This window comes from Sulfitobacter sp. F26204 (assembly GCF_026410305.1).
Taxonomy (GTDB): domain Bacteria; phylum Pseudomonadota; class Alphaproteobacteria; order Rhodobacterales; family Rhodobacteraceae; genus Sulfitobacter.
Genome location: NZ_JAPMLQ010000001.1, coordinates 67746 through 89532 on the forward strand (window position 1 = coordinate 67746; position 21787 = coordinate 89532).

Consider the following 21787-nt stretch of genomic DNA (forward strand, 5'->3'; position numbering starts at 1 on the left):
CCAAGTCACAGAAGTCGCATCTGTTTTCAACCCGATTTTGCCTCGCGCATTTGCCGCACCATCGAGGAAGAGTATATAAGCAGCGCCAGCCAGATCATTGGAAATGCGATCATCCGTGCGCGCCCCAGGGGTTCGTCAAATACAAAGACAGCGACCAAGAATATCATCGTTGGTGCGATATATTGCAAGACACCGATGGTCGACAACCGCAGCAGTTTGGCACCGTTGGCATAGACCATCAAAGGCACGGCAGTGACCAGGCCGCAGCCGACCAACAGCCATGTATCAAAGTTAAAGGACAGGCTGAAATGCGACTGTCCGATGAGGGTGAGATAGGCGATGTAACCGAGCGCCGGCACGATCAGGATCAGAATTTCGAGCAGAAAACCCTGGTTTGGCCCAATCGGCAGGCTCTTTTTTGCAAGGGCATAGAATCCCCATGACAGGGTCAATGCAAGGGCGACCCAGGGCACGCGCCCTGCTTCGAGCGCGATCACCACAACCGCCAGGGCGGCGAGCACAATTGCAAGCATCTGGGTACGGCTGAGACGTTCCCCCAGAACCACCGCTGCAAGTAGGACACTGAACAGGGGGTTGATGTAATAGCCCAGCGATGCCGCCAGTGCGTTGCCTGTGGCAATTGCATAGACGTAGATGCCCCAGTTCACAGAGATCAAGGCAGCGGTGACACAGGCCATGCCCAGCATGGACGGATTGCGCAGGGCTTCGCGCAGGGCATCGGTGCGGCGCAGTGCGATCAGCACCACGGCTGCAATCGGCAAAGACCAAAGAATACGATGTGCCACCACCTCGGCGGGTGAAACATGCGCCAGCAGCTTCATATACAGGGGCAGGAACCCCCACATCACATAAGCGCCGATGGCAAAGGCAAGACCCCGTGGGGTATCTTCATTTGCTTTGGGTGACAGGCTGTCCGGGTTGCGCATCGGGGATCTCCGTTTTCCCTAGGGGTACGGTAGATCCCCGCCCTTCGAAAGGGATGGATTGTACCGTTACACTTTCACACGGAGCGCCTTGGGATCATACATCGGTTTGAGGGATGCCTCGGCTTTGACGCGTGTCCCGGCCACATCGATCTCATAAGCGGAAGCCAGCAGATCTGCTGCGCTTTCGCCTTTGCAGGGGACATAGCCCATGCCGATCGCGGCACCGAGCGCATGGCCATAGGCACCTGATGAAAGATAGCCGACAATCTCACCATCGCGAATGACAGGTTCGTTATGATAAAGAAGAGGTTCGGGATCGGAGAGTTTGAACTGCACGAGGCGTGCGTCCAGTCCTGTGTCCTTCTTGCGCAAAACGGCATCCCGGCCCATGAATGCAGGCTTGTCCGTTTTCACGGCAAAGCCGAGTCCCGCTTCGAGCACGTGATCTTCCGAGGTAATGTCATGGCCAAAGTGACGGAAGCCCTTTTCGATGCGGCAGCTGTCCATCATATGCATGCCGCAGAGCTTGAGATTCATGTCCTGGCCGGCGGTCTCTAGCGTTTCGAAGACATGCCCGCACATGTCCGCCGACACGTATATCTCCCACCCCAATTCACCCACATAGGTGACACGGTGGGCCCGGGCGATGCCCATGCCGATCTCGATCTCTTGCGCCGTGCCAAAAGGGTTTGTGGCATTGCTGAAGTCGTTGGGCGAAACGTGTTCAAGCAGCCTGCGTGCGCGTGGTCCCATGATGGCGAGCACCCCCTCACCGGATGTGACATCGGTGATCACCACATTGTAGTCGTTGATGTTCCGTTGCATCCACGACTGATCGGCCAATCGCGTGGCCGCGGGGGTTACCACCAAATAGCTGGTTTCTGACAGGCGGGTCACGGTGACATCCGCTTCGATTCCGCCGCGTTGGTTGAGAAATTGTGTATAGACGATTTTGCCGTTGGGCACCGAATAGTCGCCGCCGCCAATATAGTTCATGAAAGCTTCGGCGTCTGGTCCTTCAACGCGAATTTTGCCAAAGGATGTCATGTCATACATGCCGATATTTTCTCGCACAGCCATGTGTTCATCACGGATGTTGTCAAAGAAATTCTGGCGCTGCCAACTGTAGCGGTATTTTTTTTCCTGCCCCGCGCGGGCAAACCAATTTGCGCGTTCCCAACCGGCGATTTCCCCCATCACAGCGCCGCGTTCGATCAGATGATGATGGAAGGGCGTGCGCCGGATGCCGCGCGCGGTTGCCTTTTGGCGGTAGGGGAAATGATCGGCGTAAAGCAGACCCAGCGTTTCCTTGGACCGTTCTGCGAGATAGGTTTTATTCCCCTGAAAAGGCTGCATGCGGGAAATATCCACATCTCCCAGATCAAAGGGCTTTTCACCACCTGCCATCCATTGTGCCAACGCCATACCGGCCCCTCCCGCCGATTGGATACCGATGGAGTTGAACCCGGCGGCAACCCAGACATTGTCCATCTCGGGTGCAAGTCCCAGATGGTAGGCATCGTCGGGTGTGAAACTTTCGGGGCCATTGAAAAACGTATGAATGCCGGCTTCGGCAAGCATCGGCATACGGTTCACCGCAGCTTCGAGGACCGGTTCGAAATGGTCAAAATCTTCAGGCAGTTGGTCAAATTCGAAATCGTCGGGAATGCCGTCCAGCGCCCAGGGTTTTGACCGGGGTTCAAAGGCACCCAACAGCATTTTGCCGGCGTCCTCTTTGTAATAGGCACATTCATCCGGAACGCGTAGAACCGGAAGTTGTTGCAAGCCTGCGATTGCCTCGGTCACGATGTAAAAGTGCTCGCAGGCTTGCAGCGGGATGTTGGTGTTCAGCATCCGGCCGACTTCATGACCCCACATGCCGGCGCAGTTCACCACCATGTCGCAGGTGATGTGGCCAGTGTCCTCACCACTTTGCCAGTCCACGCCTGTGATGCGCCGCCCATTGCGGGTGACGCCAGTAGCCTTGGTGCGTTCGATCACCTTTGCACCGCGTTTTCCTGCGCCCCTGGCCAGCGCCAGTGCAATGTTGGCCGGATCGCCCTGCCCGTCCTTGTCAAGGTAAACTGCGCCTGTCACACCGTTGATATTGAGGTGTTCGTATTTCTCAAGCACTTCTTTCGGGCTGATTTCTTCGACATCGACGCCGAAGGCACGCGCCATCGCGGCCTGGCGATAGATTTCTTCGCGCCGTTCGTCAGTCAGAGCAACGGTGATCGACCCGACCCGTTTAAAACCGGTGGCCACACCTGTTTCCGCTTCAAGTTCGCCGTAGAGTTCCTGCGAATATTTCGCGAGTTTCGTCATATTTGCCGTGGCGCGCAGCTGTGCGATCAGACCGGCGGCATGCCAAGTGGTGCCCGAGGTCAAACGCTTGCGTTCCAGCAGAACGACGTCCTGCCAACCCAGCTTGGTCAGGTGGTAGGCAACCGAACATCCGATGACGCCACCTCCGATAATGACGACACGGGCATGGGAAGGGACGTGAGGCATGTAACAATCCTTCAGATGATGGTGTGGCCAGCCAGGCGCAGGCGGCGGGCGATTTCAGCGATATGCGCAGGGCTGACTTCGCAACAGCCGCCGATGATCGTTGCACCCTGATCAACCCAGGCCATCGCGTGCTCCGCGTAGAACTTGGGTGTTAAATCATGACGCGCGGTCAGGGAATCCACGGTAGGACGTGCAGTGAGGAACCCAGCGCTGATTTGTTCAAATCCGTTAGCATAGGCTCCATATGGCAGGCCGGATTGCGCCAGTATGTCAAGCGCGGCGGGGATCGCCTCAGGGGCGGAACAATTGACAAGCACGGCTGCCGCGTCTGATTGAGCGATGACGGGCAAGACATCGGCCAAAGCCTCGCCCGAGCGCAGTTCAGTGCCGTCCTTGTCGCGGACCGAAAGTGAGAGCCAGACAGGTTTGTGATATCCACAGGTTGCCGCCAGCACGTCCCGGGCATGGGCGATAGAGACTACTGTCTCAGCGATCAACAGATCACAGGCCGGCGCGAGGGTTCTGGCCACTTCCGCGAACAGCGGCACGGCTTCTGCCGAGGCGGGGTGCAAATCGGGGCGGTAGGATGCGCGAAGCGGGCCGATCGCACCGGCAACACGGGCAGAGCCGCAATTCCGGACCTCGTCCAGAGCCATGCGAAGCAGACTGTCGAACTGGTCGGCAACCTCGGTACCCGACAGCCTGTCGCGGTGGATGGCGTAGGTGTTGGTTGTGGCAACACTTGCCCCCGCCTTCGCAAAGTCGCGGTGCACCTGGGCGACCAGACCGGGACAGTCCATCATCACTTGAGTCGACCAAAGCGGCGTCGGGCGGTCTCCGGCGCGATGAACAAGTTCCTGCCCCATACCTCCATCCAAAAGGGTGATCCCGGTCATGCGCGGATACGCGTATTGTCAGGGTCCCAGAGCGGCGCATCGGGCTGCACCGTTGCTTTGCACATCTTGCCAAAGATGTTGATTTCAACTTCGGTGCTCGGTGTGGCCAGTTCCGCTTTGATCATGCCCAGCGCGATGGATTTGCCCACGCGGTAGCCCCAATCGCCCGAGGTGGTTTCGCCAACAACCTCTCCATTGTGCCAGACGGTCGACATGTAAGGCGCGTCCTGATCACCAGCCTCGACAGTCATGGTGACAAACCGCTTCTTGCTGCCTTGCTGCTTTTCTGCCTGCAAGGCCGCCTTGCCGGGGAAATCCTGCGGCTTGTCCAGTTTGACAAAACGTTCTAGCCCCGCTTCCAGCAGGGTGTAATCGGTGGACAGGTCACCCTTCCACGCACGGTAACCCTTTTCGATGCGCAGTGAGTTCAGGGCGAACATGCCGAAAGGTTTGGCCCCAGCCCCGATCACCGCATCATATAGCGCAGGAATATCCGCGTTTGCGGCGTGGATTTCCCAACCGAGTTCGCCGGCGAAGGACACACGCGCCAAGGCGCAGCTGATTCCCGCGACTTTGGCGGGTTGGGTGGATAGCCATGATGCGGCGAGGTCCGCTTTGGTACCCAGCGTCACGAACAAGTCGCGCGCCTTGGGTCCGGTGACAATCAGCGTGGAATATTCCGTGGTGTGATCGGTCAGGGTCAGACCAACGGTAAGGTTGTTTTGCAATAATGCATGGTCATGCCACTGTGCCGTCGCGGCAGTGATCAGGGTAAAGAAGTCCGCGTCGTGGCGCATGATCGACATTTCCGTCAGGATACGCCCTCGGCTGTCCGGGAAATAGGCCAGATTCATGCGGCCTACCTTGGGCAAGCCTCCCGAAATCATGCCGCGCAGCCATTCGGCAGCACCCGCGCCGCTCAGGTTGAAGCGCGAGAAACCCGGCAGGTCAAGGACGCCAACGCCGTCGCGCACCGCTTCGCATTCTTCCTTTATGCGCTTGGCCCAAGGGCCATTGCGGTCCCAAGTCTGGGTGGCTTCCTCGGACGTGTCATCACCGTCTTGCGCGAACCAATTGGCGCGTTCCCAGCCGTTATAGGCACCCATCTGGCCGCCCGCCGCGATGATCTTGTCATGCACGGGCGACAGTTTCTTGTCGCGACCAGCGGGCCATGCATGACGCGGGAAGTGCATGGCATATTCGTGACCATAGGTTTCCAACGCCTTGGCCAGACAATGATCGTGATCCGTGTAATCGGTGTAGCGGCGCGGATCGACGGCCCACATGTCCAGTTCGGTTTCGCCGTGCATGATCCATTCGGACAGCACCTTGCCCGCGCCGCCGCCTTGGGCGATGCCGAAGGTAAAGGAGTGGCCTTCAAATGCGTTCTTCACACCGGGCATGGGGCCAACCATGGGCAGACCATCAGGAGCATAGGGGATAGGACCGTTGATGTTGCGGCCCACACCGGCGGTGCCCAGAATCGGCACACGGGCCATGGCATCTTCAATGTAGTGCTCCAGGCGCTCCAGATCGTCGGGATAAAGCTGGAAGGAGAAATCCAGCGGCATGGGATCTTCAGGCGTGACCCAATGGGCCTTGCAGTTGCGTTCATACGGGCCAAGGTTCAATCCGTTCTTGTCCTGCCGCAGGTAGTAAGAGGTATCGACATCGCGCAGCAGGGGTACCTTGTGGCCCTTTTCCTTGGTCCATGCCTCCAGCTCTGCGATCGGTTCGGTCAGGAAATACTGGTGCGACATCACCAACATCGGCACGGTACGCCCGCCAAAGGGTTTGAACATCTCACCCACGCGCTGTGCGTAATAACCTGCGCAGTTGACGACAAATTCACAGCGGATTTTACCCCTGTCGGTTTTCACGATCCATTCATCGCCATCTCGTTCGAGACCTGTCGCAGGGCAGAAACGTTCAATCCGGCCTCCTGCATCGCGGGCACCTTTGGCCAGAGCCTGAGTCAATTGCGCCGGATCGATGTCACCATCAAGCGGGTCCCATAACCCCCCCTCAAGGTCATGGGTTTCCATGAAGGGGTGCAAATCCTTCAATTCATCGGGCGTGCAGATCTTCATCTCCAGGCCCTGATATTGTCCCATAGAGGCGACACGTTCGAATTCCATCATCCGCTCTTTGGAATGACCCAGACGGATCGACCCTGTGACGTGGTAGTTCATCGGATAATCCACATCCGCGCCAAGAGTACGGTACATCGCTGCCGAATCGCGCTGCATGTTCATCACCGCCCAGGACCCGGCAAAATTCGGCACATTGCCTGCCGCGTGCCAGGTGGACCCCGCCGTCAGTTCGTTCTTCTCCAGCAATACGCAGTCTTTCCAGCCTGCCTTTGCCAGATGATAGAGGGTCGAGGTGCCCACAACACCGCCACCAATGATGACCACACGGGCCGTTGCTGGAAAATCTGACATGTGAAAGCTCCGTTATTGATCCTGCTGTGGCAGGCCGTCGGCGATGTCATAATAATCGCCTTTGTCTGCGACAAAGATGTGTTTCTCCGTATGAATGCCTGTGGCACCATCAAGGGTGCCTGACATGATGGAGGTCGCGCCGCCGTCAGCCTCATGCCGCCAGAACAGCGAGGATCCGCAGCGATGACAAAAACCACGTTCGGCGCTGGCGCTGGAGCGATACCATTGCAGGGTCTCGTCCCTGGTGATTTCCAGTTGTTCTGGCCTGACCTGCGTTGCCGAAACATAATGCCCGCTGGTCTTGCGGCACTGGACGCAATGACAGGCGACTGAATTGCGCAATGCGCCTGTCAACTTGTATGTGACCCCGTCACAAAGGCAGCTTCCCTTGTGCATATTACACCCTCCCCGGTGCTGAAGTACTGCCCAGAAGCAGCCCGTAAATGATGAAGCAAACCGCCATGATGCGGCGAAACCAGACATTGAACACCGCCCCTAGGGCAGCGCGCCCGATTCCTGCGCCAAGGGCGGAGAATCCCGTGTAGCTTAGGGCGGTCAGGCTAAGCGCGGTTGGCACGATTACGACCATCTGATCCCAGATCGGCACATCCGGTTGCACAAATTGCGAGAAAGCGGCGAGGTATCCTGCCACGCTTTTGGGATTAATCGTGGCGATCGCAAAGGCACGCAGGTAGATCGAAGATGGCGGGCGTTCGTCTACCTTGGGGGGCGTGCCGGCCATACGCCAACCGCGGATGCCGATATATATCAGAAATCCCGCCCCGACATATTTCGCGATACCAAAGGCAGCTTCGGATGTGGCGATGAGCGTGGTGATGCCGAAAGCGGAAAGCAGCAGGAAAAGCATGGCCTGGGTCAGGATCGCCAGAACACCGATCATGGAACGACGAAGCCCGATCGTCATGCCGTTGGTGATGCAATTGACGGCGTTCGGTCCCGGTGTGGTGACAAAAACCACCCAGAACAGCGCGAATATGATCCATGCTTCGAAACTCATCAATACACCGGCGGGGCGATGACCCAAATCGCGACAGCAGGCTTGTCATAGGGGTTGGCCCAACGAAACGCTTCGCCACGGATACGAAAACTGTCTCCGGGATTGATCTGATGGGTGACGCCTTCGATTTCGATATCCAATTGGCCGGACACGACATAGCCAACTTCCTGGGTCGGGCGCCTGACCGGGTTCTTGATCCTGCTGTGCGGCGCAAATGTCGAATGTACCATTTCAAAGTCATCGGTCAGGTCGGGTGAAAGCAGTTCCTCGATCAGCCCGGCGGTCTGCGACCCGATAGGGCGGCGTGCATCGCGCCGCACAACATATCCCGCTTCATGTGCCGGGGCGGCGGCGTGGCGGAACAGCATCGAAACAGAGACCCCCAACTTACCGGCGATGTCGCGTAGATCCGTGATTGACGGTTCGGAGATGTCGCGCTCAACCTGACTGAGCCACCCGACGGAACGACCCAGCATGTCGGCCATTTCCACCAGAGTCAGCCCTCGGGTCTTGCGCAGTGCCCGCAGGTCTGCCCCCAGTGTTTCCGGGGTATCCGGTAGGCAGTGTTGCATAGTAACTCCGTGAAATTATTGCGTTGGATTTCACGTAATATCAGATCTGTGAAAAAATCCAGTCTTATTTCACGGTGGAAAAGGTTCTATTCAGAATATGTACCAGGGCATCTGCATCCGTCTGATGAAAAGCGTCAGGCCGGTTACTGTCAATATCAAGCACCGCAATCAACTCCCCCGCACCGTTCAAAACCGGGAGCACCAATTCAGAACGAGTCGAGGAGGCGCAGGCGATATGACCAGGAAAGGCATCAACGTCCGCAACCAACTGCACTTCGCGGGTTCGCGCTGCCGCGCCGCAAACCCCTCGTGAAAAGGGAATGACCAGACAGCCATGGCTCCCCTGATAAGGCCCGATCTTGAGCAGCTCAGGCGAAACAACGCGATAAAACCCAGTCCAGTCGAACCGATCATCTGCATGGTGGATTTCGCAGGTGAGTGTCGCCATAAGCGCAATTACATCGGTTTCGCCTTCGGTGAGCGCAGAAATTGTTTTGGCAAGCCTGGGGTAATCAACCTGCATGGGGCAGTCCTCTTTGGCTGTTCTGGGACGGTATATAAGGCCAAAAAGAGGGTCAGAGACGCTCTATTGCTATGGCTGTGCCTTCGCCGCCACCGATGCAAATGGCCGCCACACCGCGTTTTAGATTGCGCTTTTCAAGGGCGTTGAGCAGCGTGACCATAATGCGGGCACCGGATGCACCGATAGGATGGCCTAATGCGCAGGCCCCGCCGTTTACGTTAACAATGTCATGGCTAAGTCCCATTTCATGCATGAAGGCCATCGGAACCACGGCAAAGGCTTCGTTCACTTCCCACAGATCCACATCTTCTTTGGTCCAGCCGATCTGCTTGAGCAGCTTTTGTGCAGCAGGCACAGGCGCGGTTGTGAAAAGACCCGGTGCCTGGGCGTGGCTGGCATGGCCCAGAACCCGAGCCCGGATATTGAGACCCTGTGCCTTGGCGGTGTCTTCGCTCGCCAGCACAAGGGCGGCAGCCCCATCAGAAATCGAAGAAGAATTCGCCGCCGTCACTGTGCCGCCCTCACGGAAGGCCGGCTTGAGTTGCGGGATCTTTTCAGGGCGGGCATTCCCGGGTTGTTCGTCGGTTTCTACGTTGGTCTTGCCCTTGCGTGTGGTAAGTTCCACGGGCGTAATCTCGTCCGCAAAGGCACCGCTTTCTTGCGCTTCAAGCGCCCGTGACAAGGAGGCCATTGCATAGGCATCCTGCTTTTCCCGGGTGAATTGATAGGTTTCCGCACAATCTTCGGCAAAGGTACCCATCAAGCGACCTTTTTCGTAGGCGTCTTCCAGACCGTCCAGAAACATGTGGTCAACCACGGCCGCATGACCCAAACGTGCCCCGCCGCGCATCTTGGGAAGGACGTATGGCGCATTGGTCATGCTTTCCATACCACCCACGACCATCACAGAGGTCGTACCCAGTGCAATCTGGTCGAACCCGATCATGGCTGCTTTCATGCCGGAGCCGCACATCTTGTTGAGGGTTGTGGCTGGTATGTCTTCGCCCAGACCGGCGGCAAATCCCGCCTGGCGGGCGGGGGCCTGTCCCTGTCCCGCAGGCAGCACGCAACCCATCAGGATTTCCTGCACGGCCGCAGGTCCGGCGTTGTTCAACGCCGCCTTGATCGCGTATCCGCCGAGGGCCGAAGCGGTAAGTCCGGAAAACGCCCCTTGAAAACCACCCATCGGTGTACGTGCGGCACCAGCGATTACAACATTATGCATTTTGGTATCCTTTGGTCAGCTTGATCATAACTTGGTAAGAAATTCGGCTTATGCCGTTTGACATGCACCAATTATGTGGCGTTTTTCAATGGAACTACAGATAAAAACAAAGGGTGAAATTTGCATCCTCAGTGTCCAGGAGCCACGCATTGATGCGGCCGTCGCACTGGAGTTCAAGGAAGCCGTGCGTCAAGGCACAGAAGACGCCCCGGAAGAGGTGATTCTGGACCTGACCCAGGTAACATTTATAGATTCCAGTGGATTGGGCGCGATTGTCGCCACAATGAAACATCTGGCCCCCAGCCGCCAGCTGTTATTGGCGGGCCTCAGCCCTGCTGTGGAAAAAGTGTTTCAGCTGACGCGGATGGATTCGGTTTTCCGGATTTTCCTGACTCTTGAGGAAGCTTTAAGTGCAAAATGTGAGTGAGACCTCGCGGGAATCGGGCAAAACGCCGCAAGCGGGCCTGTTGGCACCGTTCGACGTCCATGTGCAAAGCGGGCCGAAGGCCGTGCGTACTGCATTGCTTGAAATCATCAACGGATTGGGTCCGCTGAAACTTGATGTTGAGGAAACCAGCACCTTGGAACTGGTTCTCGCCGAAGCGTTGAACAACGTGGTTGAACACGCATATACAGAACCGAATGCGGCAGGGGAAATTCACATCAGCCTCCGGCATCGTCGCGATGGTCTTCACGTACAGATTTGCGATTGGGGGAACCCGATGCCTGATGGTGTGGTTCCCCTGGGTCAGCTTGCCGCATTAGACGGTGATGTGATAGATCTGCCCGAAGGTGGGTTCGGCTGGTTTCTGATCAGGGATCTGGCGAAAGATGTCGTCTACAAACGTATCGGTGCCAAGAACCAATTAAGACTCAGAATCGCTGTCGCTTATCGGCAAGGGATATGAGGCGACCATCCTCACCAACTCATGATCAGACTTTCTCCCCAATATTCAAATTTTGAGGAAAATTCGCGGTGCCACAGTATTGCCGCGAAAATTCCTTGAACCGCCGCATCGCCATCATACTATCGCCTTTGTCAGAGGACATACCTGCCGTTGTAGCTGCATATGGCTTCCGTCGGCACCACGTTTAATAGCCCCCACCCAGTGCGTGGTGTCGACGAACTTTCCAAAATCCAAAATTTTGCGACACTTGTCACGGCGCAGGCCTGTTGCCAGCAACCGTTCTAGTTAAGTTGGAAATGCAGCGGATAGGCACCATCCGTGAAGGGGCCAAAGAGATCCGGAATGTCAGGATGATCAACCGGTTCGCCAGAGTAATCCGCAACCAGATTTTGTTCTGACACATAGGCAACGTAATAGCTTTGGTCGTTTTCCGCCAACAGGTGATAGAACGGCTGATCTTTGATCGGTCTGCTGTCCTCGGGGATCGCCTCGTACCACTCATCAGTATTTGCAAATTCAGGGTCCACGTCAAAAATCACCCCGCGAAAGGGATGTTTCTTGTGCCTGACGACTTGGCCCAGATGATATTTCGCGCGCGTGCGTAGCATAACATTGCAGCCCCTATCTTTCGTTAGTACTCGTTTCAAGAGGCTTTTGTCCAATAACGTCCTTTCAATCACAGGAAACAAACTGTTGACGCTAATTCTGACCGTGCTGGAGATAGTAGCGCCTGTATTCCTTTTAGCGGGAATCGGCTTTGTCTGGGTGAAACTGGGGTTTGAATATCGGTTGCAGTTTGTCACCCGGTTGTCGATGACACTGGCCGTGCCCTGTCTGATCTTTACGGCATTGGTAAATACCACGCTAGATCCCGCCGCGTTGACGGCGCTGACCCTGGCCAGTCTGGTGGCCTATGCAGGTGTTACATTGATCGTTCTGGGATTGGTTTGGGTTTTGGGCATCAATCAGCGCACCTTTTCCGCGCCATTGATTTTTGGCAATACCGGTAACCTCGGCCTGCCTTTGGCGTTGTTTGCTTTTGGTGAAATCGGCCTGGAATATGCTGTTGTGGTATTTGCCGTGATGGCGATTTTGTCGTTCACATTTGGTATATGGCTGGTCGCAGGCGCCGGTTCATTCGGAAAGGTGCTGAAGGAACCTCTGGTCTGGGCGACCGTCCTGGGGGCGTTGTTTTTATGGCAGGGGTGGTCCTTGCCAGCTTTTGCCGACAACACGCTGCGCCTGATCGGACAGATGGCAATTCCATTGATGTTGATCACGTTGGGGGTGGCCGTGGCCCGCCTGTCGCCCAGCGGTATTGGCCGGGCAATTGTCCTGTCGGCGGTGAAACTGGTGATATGTGTCGGATGTGCGTGGTGGGCGGCGGATTATTTCGATCTGGAAAGAGCCGCCTTTGGCATCCTTGTTTTGCAGGTTGCGACGCCTGTTGCCGTCACCTCCTATATGTTGGCAGAGAAATACGGGGCCGATTCACAATCGGTTGCGGGGCTGGTTGTTGTCTCAACCCTGATGTCAATTGGTGCATTACCGCTGCTTTTGGCCATATTGCTGTGAAAATTTTGATGTAACGACGGCGAAAAATCCGCTAAAGTGCCTAAAAACAAAATAAACGAAAAGCGAGTGGCAGATGAGCAGAACCCTTCGCGCCTTGATATTTGTGATGTTGGTCGCGTCCTGCGGCGGTGGACAGACGTCCGCACCGCGTGAATTGGACAACGCCTGCGCAATTCTCAGAGAGCGCCCACAATACCTCAAAGCATTCCGAAAAGTAGAGCGGAAATGGGGGGTCCCGATGCATGTAATGATGGCAACGATCCATCAGGAAAGCAAATTTGTCGCGGATGCACGGACCCCGTTCCGCTATGTCGCTGGCGTGATCCCTATGGGACGGCAATCCAGCGCCTTTGGCTACAGTCAGGCACTGGACGCGACCTGGGATGAATATCGCGCTGATCAGAACAGACGTTCAGCCAAGCGGGACCGCATCAATGATGCGACCGATTTTATGGGTTGGTACATGAATCAGACCCGCGACCGGAATGGTGTCGCACTGAGCGATGCGCGCAACCAATATCTTGCCTATCACGAAGGGCACACAGGTTTCCGCAACCAGAGTTACAACAGTAAATCATGGTTGGTCGGTGTCTCCAGCAAGGTTGAGGCCCGTTCACAGATGTATCAAGGACAGCTCTCGGCTTGCCGGCTCAGATAGGTCTTAGCGATTCGCGGTACTGCCTGGACGACCCACATCAAACAGGGTGTTGGCCAGTGAGCCGCCTTTTTGCAGATCACCCAATACCACGGTCGTCTGGCCGCCATTGCCATCGTTGATGACCCACTGGCGCAGCTCGACTGGGTTGCTTGTGAACTTGAGTTGAATGTTCCCGTACTGCGGATTTTGCGGATCTTGCGCCGTGATCACCGTGGCGGTGCCGTCAAACAAATGGCCCGTTACCATGTTCGCCGCCCCGAGGTTCACATTGCGCGCCAGAATGATCGACAGCGGCGTGCGTGATAGCGGGTAACTTTCCGCTGGTTGGTTGGACTTCTTGTCAAAGATCACAACTGTATTGCTACCCGCGATTACCAGTGCACTTTCGGGTGGGTTATATTCAAACCGGACCTTTCCGGGGCGTTTGATGTAAATGGTGCCGGTGCTGATCGAACCATCATCATTGATCTGGGTAAATTGACCTTTGGCGGTTTGCAGCTTGTTCAGGTATTGGGAAATTTCGCTCAGCGGCAACTTCTGCGCCGCTGCGGCCAATGGAAGTGCAAGAAACAGTGCGATTGCAAGAAGCGCAGAAGAAATATAACGCATGATCGTTACCTTTGTGTTTTCATTAGCAAACACATAGGATGTCCCGCACTGATATGCGATAACAGCCTGCGGTTTTTCGCGCATGCGACCGAAATACCTTTCCTTGGGCTTACCCGCCGCCGTGTTTCCGGGTCAGGCAGCTTTCTTTAATCGCATCACATCTTTTCGCAGCTTGATCAGTTCCTTTTTGTCTTTCTTGATCTCTTTTTGCACCTTTTTCAGCAAGCGTTTGACCTTGAGCGCGGCATCATTCGCGCGGGTGATTTCTGTAATCCAGGAAAACATCGCCTGAAGCAAACGTTTGAAGGCATTCACGACAGAAAAGGCCGTTCCAATGACATCCAGATTGGACGCCAGATCATTGATCCAGCCATGAATTTCCTGGATCATCCGTACATATCGCGCAAAGAGTTTTTTCAATGTGCTGATGATCTTGTTGGGGTCTTTCGCTTTGGTGATCAGCGATATGATCTTTCTACCATAGCGTAACCCCTGTTTCAGCGCATTGGGGATCTGCGCGACCAACTGGATGATGCGCTGTCCCACATCAATGACTTTGTTCACCGCGGCCTTGCCGACAATCGCAATCATCTTGGCTGCTTCTGCGATGAATTTGTTCAGGAACGACGTCAGGGTTCGCAGGATCGAGTTTACTTTCTTGAATACTGTTTTCCATAGGTAATGCAGCTTTGTCTGGTACTTTTGCGTGGCTTCCAGATACCGTTGGGTCGGGTCGTTTTCTTGTGGCATGACAAGGGTTCCTTTCATGAACGCTATCGGCCAAAGCCAACTATCATCCGCATCAGAAGGATTTGTCAGGGATGCGTAAAATCGCTTGGCCGTCTGAAAAATGGTTGAATAAAAAAATCGACTCTGCCCGCAAAATAGGCGGGTGCCCTCACGCTAGTGTAATTTGGGTGGTTCCGTCCAGAGTTTTGAAAAACGCTATCTAGAACGTGGGTGACGCACAGCCAATAAAAAACACCGCCAGGAGGGAGAACCCGGCGGTGTTTAGTACAATCAGCAGAGATTTTGGAGGTAAGCCTTAGCTCTGCTGTTCGGGCACAAGTATTTCGCGTTTTCCCACGTGGTTGGCCGGAGAGACGAGGCCTTGATCCTCCATCTGTTCCACCAATCGCGCGGCTTTGTTATATCCGATGGCCAGTTTGCGCTGGATGTAGGAAGTTGAACATTTTCTGTCCTTAATGACGATGGCGACTGCCGTGTCATACAATGCGTCCTCTCCATCGGTATTGCCACCCAGACCGAGGACAGCGTCGATATTGGCCTCATTGCCCTCGGGGGGGCCTTCGACGACACCGCTCACATAGTCGGGTTCACCGAATTGTTTGAGGTGGTTGACGATTTCCTCAACTTCTTCATCGCTTACGAAGGGGCCGTGACAACGGGTAATCTTGGCACCACCCGCCATATAAAGCATGTCGCCCATGCCCAGAAGTTGCTCTGCGCCCATCTCGCCCAGAATCGTACGGCTGTCGATTTTCGATGTGACCTGAAACGAGATCCGCGTGGGAAAGTTCGCCTTGATCGTACCGGTGATCACATCCACAGAGGGGCGTTGTGTCGCCATGATCAAGTGAATACCCGATGCACGCGCCATCTGCGCCAGACGTTGAATACAGGCTTCAATTTCTTTACCCGCAACCATCATCAGGTCGGCCATTTCATCAACGATCACGACGATGTATGGTAAAGTTTCCGGTGTATTCTCTTCCGTTTCAAAGATCGGTTCGCCGGTATCTTCGTCAAATCCGGTTTGTACGGTGCGGCTGAACATCTCGCCTTTTGCCAGCGCGTCACGCACACGGCCATTGTAACCTTCGATATTGCGCACGCCCATTTTGGACATCTTGCGATAACGTTCTTCCATCTCGCCGACGGTCCATTTGAGCGCGACCACCGCCTTTTTCGGATCGGTGACAACGGGCGACAGGAGATGTGGAATGCCGTCATATACTGACAGTTCCAGCATCTTGGGGTCGATCATGATCAGGCGGCATTCCTCTGGTGTCAGCTTGTAAAGCAATGACAGGATCATCGTGTTGATCGCCACGGATTTACCCGACCCCGTCGTACCTGCAATCAACAGATGCGGCATCTTTGCAAGGTTGGCGACCACGGGATCGCCACCAATGTCTTTGCCCAGAGCCAGCGGCAAGCGCATGTTGCTGTCGCCAAAGTCACGGGCCGACAGAATTTCGCGCAGCACGACCTTTTCGCGGTTTTCGTTGGGCAGTTCGATGCCAATGACCGACCGGCCTGGTACGGTGGAAACACGTGCAGACAAGGCGGCCATCGACCGGGCGATATCATCAGCCAGGCCGATCACGCGGCTGGCCTTGAGACCCGGCGCAGGTTCAAGTTCATACATGGTCACAACCGGACCTGGGCGCACGGCGACGATTTCGCCCTTGACCCCATAGTCATCGAGGACCGATTCCAGCATCCGCGCATTTTCTTCCAGCGCCTCGTCCGACAGATGAAGACGCGGCACGTCCTCTGCACTTTCCAAAAGATTCAAAGGTGGCAATTCAAATCCAGGGTGCGTGTCCTCGAAACTCAGTACTGGTTGCGCTTCGGCCTGCGCCTGCTTGGACGGCTGCACGGGTTTGCGGATCGGTTGCTGCACAACCTTGCGCGGCTCGGCGACCGGAATCGGGGCGATTTCCGGTTCGGGCGCTTGTTGCAAGGGCAAGACTGCCTCTGGCATTTGGGCCGCGGGGCTTGGGGCGACCGGAATCGGGGTGGACGGGGCGGTATTGATGGTCAGCTGCGGCTCAGATCGAACAGATGCGGTCAACGGTGGTTCAGGCGGCAGTTGCCGGCGCGGCGTGGTATCCAGCAACAGCGCATCAGGGCCGCGGCCGCGCCCTTTGGTCAGAGGCGCGGTTGTGTGCGTATGCACCGCCGTAGCACTTCGCACACGATTCTTGATTACATCGGCGATTTTGGTCTTGATCCGCTCTTCGCCGGGTGCTTCGTCAACCACGGCGCTGCTGTAGGTCTCAACCAGTTCCGGCTCGGGCATCGGATCAGGGCGTTTGATCAAACCGGGCACACGCGCCAACAGACCCGTTTTCGGTTCAACGTCTGGCTCTACAAACATCGGTTCTGATGGCATTTCAGGTGCCCTCGGGGCGTTAAACACTGGCTGGCTGGCCTGCCATGCGGCGTTTTCCTCTGCTTCAATCCGGCGTTGCGCGCGACGTTCCGCTTGCCGTGCCTGAAGCGATTGCGCTGCCTGCACCGCATTGCTGGCACCACGGCCGATCACGGTCATGAACATTGCATAAGCCATGATGACACCCACGACCAGAAACCGCGCAAGCCGTTGCAATTCGACTTTGGTAAAGCCCAGGACAAACGCCCCCAGTACAAGAATCGCAACACCCATCAGAAGCGACATCAGCTTGACCGTAAAGGACGAACCAATCGGCAGGATCGTCAGGATCGCCCCCATTACAGTGTCGCCGAACAAGCCCCCCAACCCAAAGCTGTGGGTTTGCAACCATTCTGAACCCGGTGCCAGAGTCGCCGCATAAATCGCTCCCAACGCCACGGCAATCGGGGCAAAGATCAGACGGCCCATTGCACGCTCCTGCCCCCAGTGCAGCGCAAAACGCGCGCCCCAGAACAACAGCACAATCGCCACGCCCCATGCGCCCCAGCCTACAATCATGAACAGGGGTGCTGCAATCGACGCACCCATGCGCCCCATCCAGTTTTGAACCGGCGCATCTGTGGATACCATCCAGTTGGGATCATCGGGCGTATAGCTCGCGATCATCATCGCCGACATCACGCCGAGCAGGATAAGCATCAGGCCCAGCAATTCCTTGCCGCGCTTTTCGATGGCTTCCGCCATGTTGCTGTCCAGCAGGGGGTCGCGTCCGCGTGTCTGATATGCCATTGCTTTCGTCCCTCGTTCTATGTCGGATAGAGACAGTCGCGGATCAGTTCCAATCCGCGCGTGGTCTCATCCTTGGGGGCCACAAGGGCCACCCGAATATACTTGTTACCGGGGTTCGTCCCGTTTGTATCCTGCGCCAGATAACCGCCTGGCAGAACTTTGACCCCTGTCTCGCGCCATAGTTTGACGGCGGCTTCCTCGTCGTTCTCAACCGGTAGCCAAAGGAAAAATCCGGCCTCCGGACTAACGTATCCGGGAATATTGCCGAAAATGCGGTCGGCAATGTCGAATTTTTCCTGATACAGGGCGCGGCTATCTTCAACATGCGCCTCGTCGTCCCAGACCGCTGCTGCCGCCTGTTGTAACGGCAGTGGAAGCGGTGCACCGGCATAGTTGCGCAGCTCTTTGATTTTCCTCATTGTCTCCGCCCCCGACGCGACAAAACCGGACCTCAGACCCGGAAGGTTCGACCGTTTGCTGAGGGAATGGAAAATCACGATACGGTTGCGATCTGTGCCCAGTTCTTCGGCAACCTGCATGGCACCAACAGGAGGTGTTTCGCGATAGATTTCGGAATAGCATTCATCAGCGAAAATCTTGAAATCATATCTTTCGGCCAGATTGATCAAGGCAGTCCAATAGGCACGATCCGCAACTGCGCCCTGCGGATTGGCAGGTGAACAGATGTAAGCCGCAGTGGTGCGCCGCAACACGTCTTCGGATACACCATGAAAATCGGGCAAATGGCCCGTATCGCTGGTGGCATTCACCATCACCGGCTCCGAAGCACCAGAAATCGCAGCGATCATATAGACCTGATAGAAGGGATTCGGCATTAGAATTGCGGGCTTTTCGCCTTTTTTGGTTTCGGGGCAAACCGCAATGACGGCGTTATACAACCCTTCGCGGGTACCGTTGAGCGCCATCACTTCAGTCTCGGCGCTCATCTCGACGCCATAGCGCCGTTTGATCCAGCCTGCGATTGCTGACTTCAATTCGGGCGAACCATCGTTGGGCGGATAGCTGTTAAATCCAGCGGCATTTTTGCTGATGACGTCAGTCACCCAAGCCGGAAACGCATGTTTCGGCTCGCCTATGGTCATCTGGATCAGTGGTCCACCGCCCTCGTGCACGTCCAATAGGGCGCGCAGGCGCGGCCAAGCATGAGCCGGAAGGTTCGAAAACCGCTCTGGGTACAACATCTAAAACTGCCTCGGATCGGGATCATTAGCGCCCCGTTTGTTCCAAAGTACCCAAGGCAGGAGTCCCCGTCCAGAAAAACTGTTAACCAGACAGGGCGTTGTGGCATTTAGGCCAAAGTCATTGCAGCGCCTCTTCAACAGCAGCGCCGAGTCTCAACAGCATCTCTTCCATATTTGGTGGGCAAGATAACATCAGACCACAAGAGGGCGTGTCTGTGGGCAGGGTCAACGCGCAAACTCCCATCAAATTCCCGATCCGCGTATTGCGCAGCCCCAACAAATTTTCGTTGAGGTAGTAATCATGATCTGCGTCGAGCCGGGCCAGTTCGGGCGGGAGATTTGGTGCGGTGGGCGTTACGACCGCATCATAACCGGCAAGTGCCGCATCATATCCGGCACGTAAACCATCCAGTTTGGCACAGGCGGCAACATAGTCCGGGCCGGAATGTCCTGCGCCCAGACGAAACCGCAACAGGATCTCGCGATACATCGCATCCGGATTGGCCTCAATTACATCGCGCCATAGACCATAAGCCTCGGTAGTGAATAGGCATCCGGCAAGATCCATGGCCTCTATCACTTCCGGTACCTCGATTTCATCAATCACAACACCCGCATCACGCAGTTTCACAAGTGCGGCCTCAAAAGCCTTGAGTGGGGCGTCGCGTACATTTTCCATTGCGACGGTGTTCAACACAGCAAAACGCCGCCCTTCCAACCCTGAGTGGCGCAGATCGGGGGCGATGGTCCCCTCTAGTGCTGCCAACAGGAGACCAGCGTCTTCGACGGAACGGCAAATCGGGCCGATCGTGTCGAATTTCATGGCCAGCGGCACAACCCCCTCGAGCGTCAAACGGCCAGAAGTGGTTTTCAACCCTACCAGATCGTTCCACGCTGCAGGAATGCGCACCGATCCGCCCGTGTCCGACCCGATACCGGCCGCGGCCAGGCCAAATGCAACGGAGGCCGCAGCACCTGAGGATGAGCCACCTGAAACCGCGTCCAGGTCATTCACGCATGGGGGGGTTGCCGTACTGGGGTTATGGCCCAAACCGGAAAATGCGAGCTCGCTCATATGGGTTTTTCCCAGACAGACAAGCCCAGCAGCGGTAGCATTGGCCAGCACCACCGCGTCGCGGTCGGGCACACGACCCTGAAGCAACTTGGACCCTGCTTCGGTACCTGCTCCCGCTGTATCGAACAAGTCTTTCCAAGAGATCGGCACGCCATCCAGCAAAGACAAACGGTGCCCCGTTGCGGCGCGTTCGGCGGCGGCGGCGGCTTCCGACAACGCCCGCTCATCGGTGATGCGTGCATAAATACGGTCGCGCAGGGGATGGGCGTCAATCGCATCCAGGTAGGTTTGGGCCAAGGCAACCGGGTCAATCTCACCCGCTCCGATCCCGCGCCCCAAATTCGCTGCGGTCATCGTCAACCAGTCCTGCATGGCACAATCCTTTTTGATTTCATCTCTTGCCGAACAAAGGGTAGCGGCGCTTGTACGCATGGACAATCCCCGCCCCGCCACCATATTGGGCGGTATGGATGATAATACAGATATCGCGATTGTCGGTGGCGGGCTGAATGGTTCGGCACTTGCCCTCGCCCTTGCCCAAACCGGACATCAGGTCACCCTGATAGATGCGCAATCTGCAGTGACACTGCAAGACCCCACATTTGACGGGCGTTCCTATGCTTTGGCGCTCACGTCGGCGCGTCTGCTTGACGGTATTGGCATATGGTCTGACCTGACCGATCACGCCCAACCCATGTTGGAAATCAAGGTTACGGATGGACGGGCCGGAGAAGGGCCCTCGCCCATGTTCATGCACTTTGATTATGCCGAAATCGAAGAAGGTCCGATGGGATACATGGTTGAAGACCGTCATTTGCGGCGCGTCTTGCTGGAGGCGGTCCATAGGCACGATAAAATCACCTTGCTGGATGACGAAACCGTTGTGACACAGGACGTGGGCGCAGGGCATATTACCCTGACGCTGGCAACGGGCAAAAAGATCACGGCGAAATTGGCGGTGGGTGCCGACGGGCGCAATACCGGCACTGGCGAAAGGGCGGGAATCAAACGGGTGGCCTGGCCTTATGGCCAGACGGCGCTGGTTTGTGCAATCGAACATGAACGTCCGCACAACGGTGTGGCCCATCAGTTCTTCATGCCGTCCGGACCCTTGGCAATCTTGCCCCTGACGCAGAACCGTTCCTCAATTGTCTGGAGCGAGACAACAGCCCATGCCAAAGCCATCCAGGATCTGGACGACAATTCCTATATCGATGTGCTGCGGCCGCGCTTCGGCAGTTTTCTGGGCGATGTGAAACTGGCGGGTGCGCGTTTTACCTATCCTTTGGGTCTGTCCCTGGCACATAACATGATCGCATCACGCCTTGCATTGGTCGGAGACGCCGCGCATGGCGTGCACCCTATTGCGGGTCAGGGGTTAAACGCCGGCCTGCGCGATATTGCGGCTCTTGCCGATGTTATTGCAGATGCCGCCCGACGCGGGGAAGACATCGGATCAGACGCAGTATTGGCCCGGTACCAGGAATGGCGCCGCTTTGACAACACCACGCTCGCCCTTGCCACGGACAGCTTTAACAGGTTGTTTTCCAACGATAACCCACTGGCACGCGTGGCGCGCGACCTGGGCATGGCAGCGATCAACGCCTTGCCGGGGCTGCGGCGCGGATTCATACGCGAAGCGGCCGGATTGACCGGCGCATTGCCACGATTGATGCAGGGCAAGCCGCTTTAG

The 21787-nt window shown here is 56.3% G+C and carries 20 protein-coding genes; 5 read left to right on the forward strand and 15 right to left on the reverse strand.

Features of this window, described 5'->3' with window-relative positions:
- Positions 1-26 precede the first annotated feature (26 nt).
- The 9 genes from rarD to OS190_RS00345 form a co-directional block, all read right to left on the reverse strand.
- Positions 27-947 (reverse strand): EamA family transporter RarD, encoded by a 921-nt coding sequence (gene rarD, locus OS190_RS00305; protein ID WP_267156660.1) that lies wholly within the window; start codon positions 945-947, stop codon positions 27-29.
- Between the two features lie 66 nt (positions 948-1013).
- A complete protein-coding gene (locus tag OS190_RS00310; protein WP_267156661.1) occupies positions 1014-3458 on the reverse strand; it encodes a GcvT family protein in 2445 nt (814 codons plus the stop codon).
- An 11-nt stretch (positions 3459-3469) separates the two neighbouring features.
- The gene (locus tag OS190_RS00315; protein WP_267156662.1) at positions 3470-4354 is read right to left on the reverse strand and encodes a homocysteine S-methyltransferase family protein; all 885 of its coding nucleotides are present in this window, start codon (positions 4352-4354) and stop codon (positions 3470-3472) included.
- A complete protein-coding gene (locus tag OS190_RS00320; protein WP_267156663.1) occupies positions 4351-6798 on the reverse strand; it encodes a GcvT family protein in 2448 nt (815 codons plus the stop codon). The genes OS190_RS00315 and OS190_RS00320 overlap by 4 nt, the downstream gene beginning before the upstream one ends.
- 12 nt (positions 6799-6810) lie before the next feature.
- Positions 6811-7194 carry a GFA family protein gene (locus OS190_RS00325; protein ID WP_267156664.1) on the reverse strand — a complete coding sequence of 128 codons (384 nt, stop codon included), beginning with the start codon at positions 7192-7194 and terminating at the stop codon, positions 6811-6813.
- A gap of 1 nt (position 7195) precedes the next feature.
- Complete coding sequence (locus OS190_RS00330) at positions 7196-7816, reverse strand: LysE family translocator (protein WP_267156665.1); 621 nt, start codon at positions 7814-7816, stop codon at positions 7196-7198.
- On the reverse strand, positions 7816-8388 hold the full coding sequence (locus OS190_RS00335; RefSeq protein WP_267156666.1) for a helix-turn-helix domain-containing protein: 573 nt from the start codon (positions 8386-8388) through the stop codon (positions 7816-7818). Before OS190_RS00335 ends, OS190_RS00330 begins: the two co-directional genes overlap by 1 nt.
- Positions 8389-8452: 64 nt before the next feature.
- The gene (gene msrC / locus OS190_RS00340) at positions 8453-8911 is read right to left on the reverse strand and encodes a free L-methionine (R)-S-oxide reductase MsrC (protein WP_267156667.1); all 459 of its coding nucleotides are present in this window, start codon (positions 8909-8911) and stop codon (positions 8453-8455) included.
- 52 nt (positions 8912-8963) lie between these two features.
- Positions 8964-10136, reverse strand: coding sequence for a thiolase family protein (locus tag OS190_RS00345; RefSeq protein WP_267156668.1), 1173 nt, complete (start codon positions 10134-10136; stop codon positions 8964-8966).
- 88 nt (positions 10137-10224) lie between these two features.
- Here OS190_RS00345 and OS190_RS00350 point away from each other — a divergent pair, with 88 nt between their 5' ends.
- A complete protein-coding gene (locus OS190_RS00350; RefSeq protein ID WP_267156669.1) occupies positions 10225-10563 on the forward strand; it encodes an STAS domain-containing protein in 339 nt (112 codons plus the stop codon).
- On the forward strand, positions 10547-11044 hold the full coding sequence (locus OS190_RS00355; RefSeq protein WP_267156670.1) for an ATP-binding protein: 498 nt from the start codon (positions 10547-10549) through the stop codon (positions 11042-11044). Before OS190_RS00350 ends, OS190_RS00355 begins: the two co-directional genes overlap by 17 nt.
- A gap of 281 nt (positions 11045-11325) precedes the next feature.
- Here OS190_RS00355 and hspQ read toward each other — a convergent pair whose 3' ends face one another.
- Entirely contained in the window at positions 11326-11652 is a 327-nt protein-coding gene (gene hspQ, locus OS190_RS00360; RefSeq protein WP_267156671.1) for a heat shock protein HspQ, read from the reverse strand.
- A gap of 85 nt (positions 11653-11737) precedes the next feature.
- On the opposite strand from hspQ, the gene OS190_RS00365 reads away from it, so the two are divergent.
- Both OS190_RS00365 and OS190_RS00370 read left to right on the forward strand, forming a co-directional pair.
- Positions 11738-12619, forward strand: a complete 882-nt coding sequence (locus tag OS190_RS00365; protein ID WP_267156672.1) for an AEC family transporter — start codon at positions 11738-11740, stop codon at positions 12617-12619.
- A gap of 73 nt (positions 12620-12692) precedes the next feature.
- Positions 12693-13277 carry a transglycosylase SLT domain-containing protein gene (locus OS190_RS00370; RefSeq protein WP_267156673.1) on the forward strand — a complete coding sequence of 195 codons (585 nt, stop codon included), beginning with the start codon at positions 12693-12695 and terminating at the stop codon, positions 13275-13277.
- A gap of 3 nt (positions 13278-13280) precedes the next feature.
- Here OS190_RS00370 and OS190_RS00375 read toward each other — a convergent pair whose 3' ends face one another.
- The 5 genes from OS190_RS00375 to OS190_RS00395 form a co-directional block, all read right to left on the reverse strand.
- Positions 13281-13886: a LolA family protein gene (locus OS190_RS00375; protein WP_267156674.1), complete on the reverse strand. Its 606-nt coding sequence runs from the start codon at positions 13884-13886 to the stop codon at positions 13281-13283.
- Positions 13887-14018: 132 nt separating this feature from the next.
- The gene (locus OS190_RS00380) at positions 14019-14636 is read right to left on the reverse strand and encodes a hypothetical protein (protein WP_267156675.1); all 618 of its coding nucleotides are present in this window, start codon (positions 14634-14636) and stop codon (positions 14019-14021) included.
- Between the two features lie 295 nt (positions 14637-14931).
- On the reverse strand, positions 14932-17817 hold the full coding sequence (locus tag OS190_RS00385; protein ID WP_267156676.1) for a DNA translocase FtsK: 2886 nt from the start codon (positions 17815-17817) through the stop codon (positions 14932-14934).
- Between the two features lie 17 nt (positions 17818-17834).
- Positions 17835-19019 (reverse strand): aminotransferase class I/II-fold pyridoxal phosphate-dependent enzyme, encoded by a 1185-nt coding sequence (locus tag OS190_RS00390; RefSeq protein ID WP_267156677.1) that lies wholly within the window; start codon positions 19017-19019, stop codon positions 17835-17837.
- A 118-nt stretch (positions 19020-19137) separates the two neighbouring features.
- Entirely contained in the window at positions 19138-20466 is a 1329-nt protein-coding gene (locus tag OS190_RS00395; protein ID WP_267156678.1) for an amidase, read from the reverse strand.
- A gap of 58 nt (positions 20467-20524) precedes the next feature.
- Here OS190_RS00395 and OS190_RS00400 point away from each other — a divergent pair, with 58 nt between their 5' ends.
- Positions 20525-21787, forward strand: coding sequence for a UbiH/UbiF/VisC/COQ6 family ubiquinone biosynthesis hydroxylase (locus tag OS190_RS00400; protein WP_267157322.1), 1263 nt, complete (start codon positions 20525-20527; stop codon positions 21785-21787).